Source organism: Bifidobacterium asteroides (genome assembly GCF_009683175.1).
In the GTDB taxonomy this organism is placed as follows: Bacteria; Actinomycetota; Actinomycetes; order Actinomycetales; family Bifidobacteriaceae; genus Bombiscardovia; species Bombiscardovia asteroides_H.
The window spans coordinates 672,967-685,741 of sequence record NZ_WKKW01000001.1 but is presented as its reverse complement, the minus strand read 5'-3'; the positions used below and the strand labels follow the sequence as shown (position 1 = coordinate 685,741).

Genomic DNA, 12,775 nt, shown 5'->3' with positions numbered 1-12,775 from the left:
TCTACCGAGAGGCTGGTCCGGCCAGGAGCTCGGCGCTGGGGCATGTTTCGGCAAGAGGGCAGTGGAGGCAGTCAGGCTTACGGGCGTGGCAGGTAGCCCGGCCGTGCAGAATCAGCCTGTGCGACAGATTGGTCCAGTCCTCGGGCGGGAAGCAGTCACAGATCTCATGCTCGATCTTCACCGGATCGGGGTGGGTGCTGCGCCAGTCGGTCCGCCAGCGCAGACGGCCGGTGACCCGGGTGACGTGGGTGTCCACCGGGAATCCGGGGATGTTGAAGGCATTGCCCAGGACCACGTTGGCGGTCTTGCGCCCCACGCCGGGCAGGCTGGTCAGCTCCTCCATGGTCTGGGGGACCTTGCCCCCGTAGTCCTCGGTCAGCATCAGGGACAGCCCCAGGAGGTGTCGGGCCTTGGCATGGTAGAAGCCCACCGGGTGGATGATGGACTCCAGTTCGGCAGGCTGGGCCTGGGCCATTGATTCGGGGTCGGGGTAGCGCTCGAAGAGTTCGGGGGTCACCGAGTTGACCCGCTTGTCGGTGGTCTGGGCGCTCAGGACCGTGGCCACCAGCAGCTCGAAGGGGTTGCGGAAGTGCAGGGCGCAGACCGCCTCGGGAAAGACCTGGCAGAGGATGTGGTACTCCTCGTGCATGCGGGCCAGGCGTCGGGCCTTGCTTTCCCTGCCCTGGGGGCGCTTTCGGTTTGATGATGCATCAGTCACTATGATCGGTTTTCTTCTTCTTGGAATCCTGGGGTTGTTCTGACTGGCTGTCCTGTTGCTCGTGTTGCTCGGCTGGGTCTGGATTGGTCCCGGCCTCCGGCTCCGGTTTGGGCACTGAGGTCGTCCTTGCCGAGGAGGGCGGGTCGAACCGGTAGCCCACGTTGCGGACCGTGCCGATCAGGTGCTCGTACTCGCTGCCCAGCTTGGCCCTGAGCCGCCGCACGTGCACATCCACCGTTCTGGTGCCGCCGTAGTAGTCATAACCCCAGACCTCCTGGAGGAGCTGGGCTCTGGTGAAGACCCTGCCGGGATGCTGGACCAGGTATTTGAGCAGCTCGAACTCCTTGTAGGCCAGATTGATCGGCCGACCGTGGATTCGGGCCGTGTAGCTCTCGGTGTCCACAACCAGATCGCCCGAGCGGACCTGACCGGTGGGGACTTGGTCTTCCACCTCTTCCGGCTGGACATCAGGCTTGCGTGTCGGTGTCACACGCTGGCAGACCAGACGCAGCCGGGCTTCGACCTCGGCAGGTGATGCGGACTGAATGATGACGTCGGCCACGCCCCAGCCGGCATTGACCACGGTGAAGCCGCCCTCGCTCAGAATCAGGATGATGGGTGTGGACAGACCCGAGGCCCGGGTCAGGCTGCAGAGGGTCTTGGCTTCGGCCAGGTCGTCGCTGGCATCAATCAGCAGCACGGTGTCCTCGGGCATTCTCACCAGGGAGGCGGCATCCAGGGGCAGGACGCGCACTCGATGGGAGAGCAGGGCCAAGGCTGGCAGAACCGATGCCGGGTCCTCGGCGCAGGTCATCAAGGTCAGATCCGTCACGGGGGTACCTTCTTCCCTGTCCGTTCGTCCATAGCGGGGGTGGATTCGTTGAACAGTCGTCATCATTGTACAATCGGCCCGTCACAGGGGCTCCGAGTTCACAGGATGGCCTTGCCCTAGGATGTGACGTATGGCTCCCCGACGGGGACAGGCAGGAGGACCCATGGCGCAGACCGTAAAAGAAACCCGGGATGGGCGCGCGCCCGCCCTGACCCAGCTGCTGGCCCTGGCGGCCCTGATTCTGCCGGGCGTGGCGGCGGGCTTGCTGGCCGAGCCCCGGGTCGCTCGATGGGTGCAGGCCGTTCTGGTCCTGGTGCTGTCGTCAGCCATGCTGGTCTCTTGGCCCCTGGTGGGCCGGGGCATCCGACCCGGTCCTGACCGAGCCGTGTCTGGTCTGCTGGCCTTGGTCGCTCTGGTGCCGTCCCTGGTCGTGCAGGGGCCTGGTGCCCTCTGGGCCTGGCTGTCGGCTGCGGCATTCCTGCTGGCACTTCTGGCTGTATTTATGTTTGTTCGTCAGATGCTGCGTCGGGATCGACGGATGGTTATCCGTGGCATTTCTGCAACCGCCATGGGCGGGGTGACCGCTGTGGCCGCCTCAGGGTGGGTCTTTCTGCCGGAGCTGGTCAGAGGCTTGCATCCTGACCTGATGCCGATTCTGGTGGTGCTTGTGGCCTTGCTGCTGCTGGTTGGGCTCATGACCTCCGGTTATCGCTGGGCCCAGGAGGCAGCTGATCGGCGTGGGGCCGTTGGCCTGGCGCTGATGTCGGTTCTTCTGGCCGGCTCCATCGTGGTTCTGGCCGCTATGGTCTTGCAGACGACGTTCTGAGTCAGGCATTCATCAGGTGATCCAAAAGAATCTGGATGCCCATGACGATCAGAATGATGCCGCCGGCGATTCTGGCAGGCTTGCGCCAGCGGGACCCGACCGCGTATCCGATGCGCAGTCCCAGAATGGAGGCCGCAGCCGTCACCAGCCCGATGACCAATGCGGACAGCCAGATGTTGATTCCCAGCAAGGCAAGGCCTGCGCCCACGCCGAATGAGTCGATGCTGGTGGCGATGGCTGCAGGGAGCATCTGCCGCCAGGAGAAGTCCTCCTCGCCCTTTGCTCCTTCTTCCTCGCCATAGACGCCCTCGCGGATCATGTTGACCCCGATGACTGAAAGGATGCCGAAGATAATCCAGTGATCCACGGCGGCCAAGGAGTCCTGCAGCATGGAGGCGGTGAAGTAGCCCAGCAGGGGCAGCAGAGTCTGGAATCCGCCGAACCAAAGTCCGACCAGCCAATGATGGCGGGCTCGCAGCCGGTCCACGGACAGTCCCTTGCTGATGGAGACGGCAAAAGCGTCAGAAGATACACCTAAAGCGATAAACAACAATCTCAAAAACACGGCATTCCTTGAAAGGGTTCATCCCCGCTGGGATGGGCCTCGACCAGGTCTCCTCAAACCCGCCTACGCCTCGGGAGCGTCGAGCGCGGAACTGCCGATTGGAGTCGGCTTTGAATTCGTTGAATGCCGTTCACATGCTACGCCAAAACAATATGGACATGGATTTTACCTGTCAGCGCTGGAACAATCAAGCTTGAGATAAGGCCGGATGGCCCCGCTCAATGAGCCTTGGTCACCGTCAGGATGCTTCAGATTGCGTCTATAGCACACTACTGGTCCTGGTAGGTGACGGCGTAGAACTCGCCGTTCTGGTATCGGGCCATGTACACATCGCTGACCTTGTGTATGCCCTGCTTGGCCAGCTGCTCGTCGAGCCAGTCCTCGTCCCGTCCCATGGTGTCAAGAACGTCGGGATTGACCCGCCCGTCCATGACCACCGGGTAGCGCACGTCCTTGTCGCCCTCGGAAATGATGGTCAGGCCGCCGTTCTGCTCGACGATGCCCCGCTTGACGTCGCGGATGTCATTGATGCCCTTGGTGCGCAGCTTGAAGTCCACCTCCTTGGCCGTCAGGTTGACCTTGAGGCAGTTCTGGACCAGCAGTTTGCCGTTCTTGATGATGGTGACCGGTTCGCCGTCGATGTACTTGCCCACCGCGTGGATGTGGGTCTTGGCATACCGGGTGATGAGAATCAGCGCCGCCCATATCAGTAGGATGACAATGTACTGGGCCATTGAGATGCTGTCGCTGTAGATGACGCCGCCGATGATGCCGCCCAGGACGTAGTTCTGCAGCTGGTCCATGGGCGAGGTGGGCGCCAGGTTCCCCTTGCCGGTCACATTGATGAGCAGGGTGATGAAGAGCAGCCCGACGATCAGCTTCAGGGCCACGTTGACGTAGAAATTGATATCCATGGGTCACTCTCCGATCACGGTGATGTCTGGGTGGTACAGGTCTGCGCGCTGCAGCAGGAACTCTGAGCCGGAGCTGTTGAATACCAGGGTGTAGTAGCCCTTGGGGGTCTTGATGATCATGTCGTTGTTGCGCGAGGTGTCGTTGATGCTGATCTGCTCAGGATTGACCTTGAGCTTGGCTGCCGACTTGTCGATGACCGTGGTCAGCTGGCCGCTCTGCAGGCTGGCCGTGCGCAGATTGGTGTAGTCGCTGTACTGGATGGCCGCGGCCAAGAGGAGCAGGGTGGCCAGGATGATGGACAGATCCTTGTACTTATGGTTCCAGCGATGGCGGGAGTACATAAACAGGAAGAAGAGGAAGGCCAAGGCCAGAACGACGACCACGATGATCCTGATCATGGTCCAATTGGTCTGCCCGCCCTTGAGGTATTGGTACGTATAGAAAGTCATAGCCGCTCCTGCCCTTGCGCGCGCACCCGCAATTCGTAATCGTAGACGGGCAGACGCAATTTGGGAGGATTTAGGCATGCAAAACCCCGGTTCGGGCTCTCTGTTGGGCCCTTGCCGGGGTGGTTATGACTGCTGATCAGCCTTGAGTGGTCAGTGCTGGGCGGCCAGGCGCTCGCGTGCAGCCTTGATCTGGGTCTCGGCGGCCTCGGCGTTGGTCCAGTAGTCGCCGGGCATGACCTCCTTGCCCGGTTCCAGAGCCTTGTATTGCTCGAAGAAGTGCTTGATCTCCTGCTTGTGGAAATCGGAGACATCGTCGATGTCCTTGATGCCATCGAAGCGGACGTCGGCGGGCACGCAGAGGACCTTGTCATCCCCGCCGGCCTCGTCGACCATGTGGTAGAGGCCTACGGCGCGGCATTCAACGATGCAGCCCGGGAAGACCGAGTCGGGAATCATGACCAGGGCATCCAAGGGATCCCCGTCCTCGCCCAGGGTGCCGTCGATGTAGCCGTAGTCATCGGGGTAGCCCATGGAGGTGAAGAGGGTGCGGTCCAGCCTGATATGGCCGCTGTCGTGGTCCATCTCGTACTTGTTGCGGGAGCCCCGGGGAATCTCGACCAATACGTCGAATGTCTCTGCCATTGTCCTGTCTCCTTTTCGGTCTGGACGGCATAGGTATGTCTCATACACAGCATAACCGTCCCGCGGCACATTCGACCACAGTCTCCCGCTCACGCACCTATATGCCCAGCGGCCGCTCATACTCAAGGCATGGGGCGGGTGAAGAGTGAGGACGAGTATGAACAAGCATAGATGGATCGGCCTCTTGGCGGCTCTGGCTGCCCTGGCGACCCTTGTCGGTCCGGCGGCCCCGGCCATGGCTGGCGGAGGATCAGGTCATGCCGGTGGCAGACCAGTGCCCCCCGGCGGCCAAAAGGTCCGGCTCTGGCAGGGTTGGGCCTACAAGGATGATGACCAGGGGGCTTTTGGTGGCTATGAGATAGGCAGCGTAGACAGGGCGTTCTCCCAGATGGGCGTGGTGGATGGAGGCAATGCCACTACGGCCCGGGTCAAGCGACAGGCTCTGGATGAGGCCAACGGCAATTGCCAGGCGCGCTTTAACGAGGCCCATGCCGACCAGTCCGGACAGGGCCACTGCCGGGTGACCGGCGTGGGCGTGGTTGCCGGCTACCGTGGATCCCAACGTATCTTTGACGGGATCTCCGTGGCTATTCACAAGCTTTGGATGGATAACTGGCGTAGCCAGGTGGCCAACAGCACCTTCAGCAACCGTGGGGTGACCTATCGGACCAGCGACTCCTTCTGGGATCAGTCCAACGACAATCTGGACAAATTCGCTGAAGAGTATGCAGGCGACGAAAAGGGCATCTCCCTGGTGGTGATCATGCTCAACGACTACGAGCCCAAGCCGGCCGATCTGCCGCCGGATCCACCCGATAAGCAAGTGGATCGGGGCACCAGCGCGGATGGGATGACCAATCGCACCCATATCGTCACTGGAACCGGTCGGGGCGGTCGCGAACTGACCTTTACCGATGTCTTCAACCCTCAGGGCAAGCAGTACCGTGTCAGTGGTCAGCATGTCAGAGACCAGACCAGCGGCGAAGACCTGACCGACCAATTCGTTTTCAACACCGCCGAAGGGGCCAGGCCGCCTGGTGACCGGGCCACAGCGACCTGGAAGGGCGGGACCCTGCCGGAGGAACACCGCTGGGCATGGCAGCTGGATGTGACTGTCGACCGGCCGGAGACCGGGGTGATCTTGGACCAGGGAGGAATCCACTGGAAGGGCGTTGCCCGGCAGGTTGACCAGTCGACTCCCGAGCGTCGTACGCCCACCTGGAAGCCCAGGCCGGACAAATCCTGGATTCTACGAGACACTGCCACGGGGGCGTGGAAGAGCGTAATAGACCCCCAGTGGAGTAACGGGACTGGTGCTGATGGACATGTCTTTTTGGACGGCGACCGGGTGGGATCGGTGGTCAACGCTACTGTCGAAGCCCATTTGATTGAAGCCCCTAAGGCTTTTGCCCTGACTGACGACTGGAGTGCTGCCGACTATCTGGTTGATCAGGATGGGGTTGGGGCTATCCGCATTTTTGTGTCTAAGGCCAAGGCGGATGCAGACGGGCACTACCGCCGTAGCAGCGTCGGAGACATCGTGGCCAAGGGCAGAGATGTGACCGATCGTTTTGAGATCAGCGTGACAGGCACTCGCGCGCGGGCCCAGGCCAAGAGCGGATGGTTGAGCGGTCTCAAGGGGATGGAGGACCCTATGCAGGTCACCATGCTGGTTCCCTTCACGGTCCGATTCGCCAATGGCGGTGGCGCGGCCCAGGTTCGCAAGGATCTGGGCAGAACACCCGACCAGGAGCTGACCTTCTGCAAGGCGCCCGACGGTCATGGCAACCAGGGCGAGGCCTTGACCAACTCGGGCTCCCAAACGGTCAATACGCAGAGTGTACAGACCAACAAGCCAGGCATCTGCGGGTATCTGCCTCCGGTGCGCAAGGATGTCATCTCTGAAGCCGGTCAGGGCGGGGAGCAGGCCAGTGTTGACGGCAAGGTGGTCTTTCCTGGTCAGCGGCTGGAGTATCAGCTGGATACCCAGCCCAGCCTGCCTGACAATCTGGCCTATCCTGTCAAATCAATCATCCTGACGGATGTCTATGACCGCTGGTTTTTGCCCGACAAGCAGACCCTTGAGGTGACTGACCTGCAGAGCGGCGATGTCATAGCCAAGACCGGATATGCCACACAGTGGAAGGACAAGGACCATAGCCTGCGGGTGACCATTACCGATCCCGCCCGTATCAGCCAGTGGCGGGCCGGGGGCCACCCCAGAATCCGCCTGCGCTTCGAGGGCAGTGTTGATCCCAAGGCCCCAACGGATCATCGTGTGGACAATCAATGGGCGCTGACGCTGAACGACTCGCTGACTCCCTCCAACCAAGTGGGCAACCCGCCGGCTGACTTCCATCCTTCAAAGAGCGATGTCAGCGTGCACGATCCAGGCATCAGCATCGATGGCAAAGTACTTTTTGTGGGCGACCATGGGGTCTATCGGATCAGTCTGGACGCCCGCCGCAAGGACAATGCCTATCCGGTCTGGCGGTTGGGCATGACGGATGCCTACGACGCCCGTCACTTGGATATCGATCCCAAGGGCATCGAGGTTCTGGGTTCCGATGGCCGTGATTACACCAAGGCCTTCAACATTCAGGTAAAAAACGGTACAGTCCTGGTCTTCGCCAAAACCGTTGATACCTATGTTCCGGCCACAGGTGTGATCCTTAAAGGGGATCCCCAGCCTGCCGATCTGGCTGCTTATGCCGCCGCCCGAGGTCATAATCCCCTTAGAGAGCCTGCGATTGACCAAGGGCTGCTGGGGCGCACTTACGATCTGGTCTTGCCATACACGGTCATCCGTGCGGAAACCGGTCACGTGGTTCGCAATCAGGCGACCCAGATTGTCAACGACCTGCATAAAGCGACCAACGTGGTCGCCAATCCGGTCAAGCAGCTCAATCCCGCCAAGGATGTGGTAGTCGCAGTGGGTGGAGGAAGCGCTCATGGTGGCAGCATCTACCGTGACCGACTCTTCCTCTACCGTCTGGACTCCAGTCTGCTGCCGGCCGGACGTGCCTATCCGCAGGTGACGACCTGGCGGATTGAGGATCGGCTGAACCCAGCGGTGGATCGGTTCACCGGCCATTGGGCCGTCTACGCAACCCAGGACCTTTACGAGAGTGGGCGCATCCTGATTCATCATGGACAGATTATGGCTGGTTCAGATATGACCGCAGATGTCCATGGCGGTCCTTTGTTTACTATGACTGCAGACCCTGCAGGTCTTGTCAAAGTGGAGGCTACATCGCGGTATCTGGCCTTGGTCAGCGCTTCAGGCGACCGCCCTGTCGGTTGGAGGGCCTATCTGCAGTGCAGGCGTCTGAAGAACGTGGAGCGTCATGAGAACCGATTCACTGAGTTCTATCAGGACAAGACCCTGGTCTCCAACACGGTCTGGACCAGAACGCCCGATATGACACCGGCCCTGCATATTGAGAAGTTTGATCAGGCAGGCGGTATACCCAAAGGGGATCGGGATCAGCCGGAACAGGCTCTCCGGACTCATGACGATGTCCCCATTGTCTTCCGAATCACCAATGATTCTCCTCGCGATCCCAGCGATGGGACCGGAGCAGTCTTCCCCGCAGGGCAACTGCATTTGGAGGATCAGACAGTCGTGGGTCAGGGACGGGTGACCGGGATCCACTATCCGGATAATTGGTCGACCCTTATGCTCCGTCCTGGCCAGTCAGTGGACGTGCATGCCACGGTGACGGGCATATCAGGTCGGCACACCGACAGGGCCAGGGTGATCGGCAGTCCTCTTGTGCCCTGTCCTATAGAAGCTGAGGCGTCCCTTCCTGAAAGGGAAGATGCCGGCAAGGCTTCTCTACAGCCTGATTCCCGGGGCGTGAAGGTCGACGGACGTCTGCTGTGCTCGGATCGGGCCGTCCGTTCCAATAGCGACGATTGGAACGCCCTGGGGGAAGCACTGCCCAAAACCGGGGCAGCTGTGGCTCTTCCTCTGGCCATCGTTGCAGCGGCAGTCGTGACCGGCTCGCTCCTCACCGGCCTGGTCAGGCAGGTGTCCAAGGGCCATAGGGGACGGCAGTGACCGCTGATTTCAGGCGTCCAGCCCATGTGCGCCCCCTGGTCTGTCGGCTTTCTAACGGGGCCACTGCTCATCCAAGGGCGGCCGCGTTCCATCGCAGGCCAGGTAGATACGGGCGATGCGCATACCGGCCCGTTCCGGCTCCAAGGTCAGGACGTGCCGACCGCCGGTCAGCTGGACGGCGGTCACTTCCGACCATCCCCAGACATGCTCGGTGGCAAAGGTCATCAGTCTTCCTCCTCGGGGGAAGAGATCGTCCGGGGCCAGCGGGTCGCCGTCCAAGATCACATGGCAGGAGTCCTCCAGGTCGGAGGCGAACTGGGCCAGCAGCCAGATCCGGTAATTGCCTGGCCTGCCAACCTGGAAGGACAGGTTCATGCCGGGAGCTCGACCGGCATCGGGCCAGAGCTGTTGTCTTGGCTCGGCCCGCATGGCCAGGCCCCGGCCCCTGTGAGTGGGGGCATCGGTGGGGACCCAACAGCCCCTCCGAGGTTTGCCATTGTGTGGTCCATCCTGTGACAGCCAGGCGTTCTCATCCTGTCTCAGGCAGTCGGAGACCTCAAGGTAGATGCGTTCTGGTGTCTTGTTGATGTCGCTGTTCTGGCGTTCGTCTGGCCAGACCAGCTTTGGCCGGGTATACAAACCGCCGTGTAGCCAGTAGTCCTGATCGAAGTAGGGTACAGGTTCGTTCGGAGCGTGGTCCGGATCGATTCCGTAGTCTCCAATAGCCAGATTCCGCAGGGGGCGGTCCAAGGCCTCGGCCGTGGGCGTTGGCTGAAGGTCTGCAATCTGATTGCTGGTCTGAGCCCTGTCTATGTGGGTTGCGTGAGAACTACTGTTATCAGCCTGTTCGGAGGGCCGGTCATTTGCCATCCAGGTACTGAAGGCCGGTCCTAGCCGGCTGGGCCGTTCCAGGCTGGTGTTGATCACGACTTTGTCGATGCCGAAGGAGTCGTCCACGGCGATCAGCTGCAGCCGGTGGGGTCCTGCCTCCAAATAGGGCAGGATCATGGTCAGTTGCTCGGCGTTGTATACGATGGTTTCCTGCCAGTTGCCACGGAATTCGTCAGTGGTGGGCGATTCCAGGATTTCGCCCCGGTTGCCATCAAGGCTGACACGCAGGCGAATTCGTCCACGTGAGTTCAGGGTGGGCAGCCGGTGAACTACCAGACGATGACGGCCGGGGGTCTTCAGCCAGAAGTCAAGGCTCAGACAGGCCCCGCTTCCCGATTCCGGGTCGCTCCAGCCCTTGGTCTGCATCAGGTCCGGACCGAAACGGCCCAGGTCTTGGGTCGCCAGCCAAGTAGTGGCCTCCGTGAGGTCGGGGCTGACGCGTCCGCGTGAGGGGTCCATGCTGATGTGGCCATCCGCCTCAACGTAGCCGGTGAATCCTCGCTCGAGACGAGGGTCCTCGCCTACCAGAACATCGACCCTGATCGGTGTAGACCAGGCTTTTTCGGTTGCCTCCGGGTTGCAGGGACGAGTGATGATGGTCAGCGTGCCTTGACGACCCGCATGGGTTGGGGCGTTCTCGACCTGTACATGGATTCGCCACTCGTCCCTGACGATCCGCCGCCCCTCTGGCAGGCGGATCCAGTCCTGATCGGCGCTGACGCACACTTCCTGCGCAGGGCTGCCCGTAAGGTCCAGATCAAACCACTGGTCGTCGATGCCGTAGGGGTCGAAGACCAGCCTGGCGTGATTTTTATTGCCAGGGACCATGACGCTCGCCTGTGCTCCCTGTGGTGTCAGGATCAGCCCTTGGCTCGGTTGTACCTTGACCGGTCTGCAAGCCGGGTATTGAGGCAGCGTAGGGGGAGGGAACCTGTTTGGAGTGAGGATGCCGTCCCAGCAGCCTTGGGCAAGCTCCTTGTTGTACCAATGGAGCAGGGCCCGGATCATCCCCTGGAAGAGATGGGAGATTCTCATCTGCCTGTCGGCGGCCGGCATGGCGACTCGGGCGGCCTCAAGACGGCTGCGGTCCGCATGGTAGAACTGGGCGTTCACGTAGTAGGCCATGGCAATCTTCAGATCCACCAACGATCGGTAGGATTCGCGAAACTCTGGTTTCATGCTCCTGCCAAGATTGTGCGAGCGCTCAGCCAGTTCTCGTAAGGCTGCCAGGCGGCCGCCGGCTTCGTCGTCGTAACCTATCTGGGTGAAGGAGTCCTCGTGCAGGTGTTCGATTTTGGTCTGATTGTTGATCCGGTAGTAGCTCATGCACAGGTCGGCAGCCTCAGATCCGCGATCGTCGTCGAAGGTCTGATCGAACCAGGCAGCCACGAAGTCGCGGGCCGACAGACTGTGGTGATCCTCGTCCGCATTCCAGGCCAGGTGGAGGAAGTAGGACCCCTCCAGCTCCAGGCGCTTGATGGCTCCCAGATTATCCACCCATACCCGGCGGATGCCCCGATCCCAGCACTTGCCCAGCTGGTCGTTCATCAGAGCCAGGGGAGTGGATGAAGTACACCGGTAGCTGGTCCTCGGCGGCGCCCAGTAGGAGCTGTGGTAGTAGACCCCATTGCCCCCGCTGCGTGCCCGTTCGTCCTGATTGGGGAAGCGGCGCATATACCCATAGTTGTCGTTGACCCACATGATGGTCACGTCTTCGGGCAGGTCCAGGCCTGCGTCGTAGAGGGGCAGTACTTCCTTGTAAGGAATGAAGAGCTGGGGGACCTCCTGTGGAGGTCGGCCCAGGTGCTGACGCAGGATGTCCCTCTGGTCATGAATGATCCGACCGAGCAGATCGACCCGCGCTTGCAGGCGGCCCTTCTGGCCCAGGTTCGGATCCTCGTCGATGGCACGCGTGGTCAGGCCCGTGTCGTGAATGCCTCGCATGCCCAGGGTCCAGGTGACCTCGTAGTTCCGGTTCATGTCCACGCTCTGCGACCAGTAGCGCCGAATCATAGCCCGGTTGCGTCCGGGCAGCGAATAGTCATAGTCCACATGCCTGCCCTGTGAGGCTACCCAGGGGTCCCACTCATGCTGGTTGCTCCGCAGGAGCATATCGCAGTGGCTGCTCCCGATGACCACCCCCATGCTCTGGGCAAGCCTCCCGTTGCGCGGATCGGCGTTGAAGGCGTTGACGTGCATGGCCGGCCACAGATAGTTACCACCCAGTCGCAGGATAAGATCGAAGACTTTTTCGTAGGTCGTCGGTCCGATGGTTCCGTCCGGAGTGCGCAGGCGGGCCCAGTCGTCCAGCTCCTCCTCGTCGTTGATGAAGAAGCCCCGGTATTTGACCGAGGGCCAGTCGAAGACGCGCAGATCATCGGGCAGGCATATCCGTTCATGGTGACGTGCCGGCACGTTCCCCCACCAGTGCAGGGGTGAGATGCCGATGGCCCGGCTAAGAGCGTAGATTCCGTAGATGGTTCCGCGTCGGTCGGTTCCGACGACATAGAGGGTGCCGTCGACAATCTGCAAGGTGAAGCCTTCCCAGCGGTACCCTCCTTGGGGGTCTTTGAGCGGGGTCAGATCAATCTTGTCGGAGCAGACAGCTGAATCGATCCAGCTGGAATGGTCCAGAGTGCCCAAGCGGATGGTCGGGCTACTCTCATCAATCTGGTTGACTGACCTCTGTGTCCGGCCAGTCACAGTCGCAAAATCCCTCATGAGATTGCCGGCCGCAATTTGCACGGCAGAATCCTCCCCATGATCCAGCAGCCAATTAGGCCGGACTCCTGAATCGGCCAGAACTGCGCCCGACTCGGCGGTCACTGGTATGGTTCCGGGCTGAGGATGAAATAAGGTGACCATGGTGGCGCT

General features: G+C 61.2%; 9 protein-coding genes. 2 read left to right on the top strand and 7 right to left on the bottom strand.

Going from position 1 to position 12,775, the window contains the following annotated elements; genetic code table 11:
• Window position 1 precedes the first annotated feature (1 nt).
• Window positions 2-649: an endonuclease III gene (nth, locus tag GKC41_RS03030; RefSeq protein ID WP_154313080.1), complete on the bottom strand. Its 648-nt coding sequence runs from the start codon at window positions 647-649 to the stop codon at window positions 2-4.
• 61 nt (window positions 650-710) lie between these two features.
• Window positions 711-1,550, bottom strand: a complete 840-nt coding sequence (locus tag GKC41_RS03025) for a winged helix-turn-helix transcriptional regulator (protein ID WP_044097733.1) — start codon at window positions 1,548-1,550, stop codon at window positions 711-713.
• A gap of 163 nt (window positions 1,551-1,713) precedes the next feature.
• On the opposite strand from GKC41_RS03025, the gene GKC41_RS03020 reads away from it, so the two are divergent.
• Window positions 1,714-2,376, top strand: a complete 663-nt coding sequence (locus GKC41_RS03020) for a hypothetical protein (protein ID WP_154312863.1) — start codon at window positions 1,714-1,716, stop codon at window positions 2,374-2,376.
• A gap of 1 nt (window position 2,377) precedes the next feature.
• Here the strand turns inward: GKC41_RS03020 and GKC41_RS03015 are convergent, their stop codons facing one another.
• From GKC41_RS03015 to GKC41_RS03000, 4 genes are all read right to left on the bottom strand, one after another.
• Window positions 2,378-2,941 (bottom strand): manganese efflux pump MntP family protein, encoded by a 564-nt coding sequence (locus tag GKC41_RS03015; RefSeq protein WP_324612015.1) that lies wholly within the window; start codon window positions 2,939-2,941, stop codon window positions 2,378-2,380.
• Between the two features lie 269 nt (window positions 2,942-3,210).
• Window positions 3,211-3,855, bottom strand: a complete 645-nt coding sequence (locus GKC41_RS03010) for a DUF421 domain-containing protein (RefSeq protein WP_029678190.1) — start codon at window positions 3,853-3,855, stop codon at window positions 3,211-3,213.
• Between the two features lie 3 nt (window positions 3,856-3,858).
• On the bottom strand, window positions 3,859-4,305 hold the full coding sequence (locus GKC41_RS03005; RefSeq protein WP_015022498.1) for a DUF3290 family protein: 447 nt from the start codon (window positions 4,303-4,305) through the stop codon (window positions 3,859-3,861).
• A 150-nt stretch (window positions 4,306-4,455) separates the two neighbouring features.
• Window positions 4,456-4,947: an inorganic diphosphatase gene (locus GKC41_RS03000; RefSeq protein ID WP_029678189.1), complete on the bottom strand. Its 492-nt coding sequence runs from the start codon at window positions 4,945-4,947 to the stop codon at window positions 4,456-4,458.
• A 157-nt stretch (window positions 4,948-5,104) separates the two neighbouring features.
• Here GKC41_RS03000 and GKC41_RS02995 point away from each other — a divergent pair, with 157 nt between their 5' ends.
• Window positions 5,105-9,010: an LPXTG cell wall anchor domain-containing protein gene (locus tag GKC41_RS02995; protein ID WP_154312862.1), complete on the top strand. Its 3,906-nt coding sequence runs from the start codon at window positions 5,105-5,107 to the stop codon at window positions 9,008-9,010.
• A 51-nt stretch (window positions 9,011-9,061) separates the two neighbouring features.
• Here the strand turns inward: GKC41_RS02995 and GKC41_RS02990 are convergent, their stop codons facing one another.
• Window positions 9,062-12,766, bottom strand: a complete 3,705-nt coding sequence (locus GKC41_RS02990; RefSeq protein WP_154312861.1) for a glycosyl hydrolase 115 family protein — start codon at window positions 12,764-12,766, stop codon at window positions 9,062-9,064.
• Window positions 12,767-12,775: the final 9 nt, after the last annotated feature.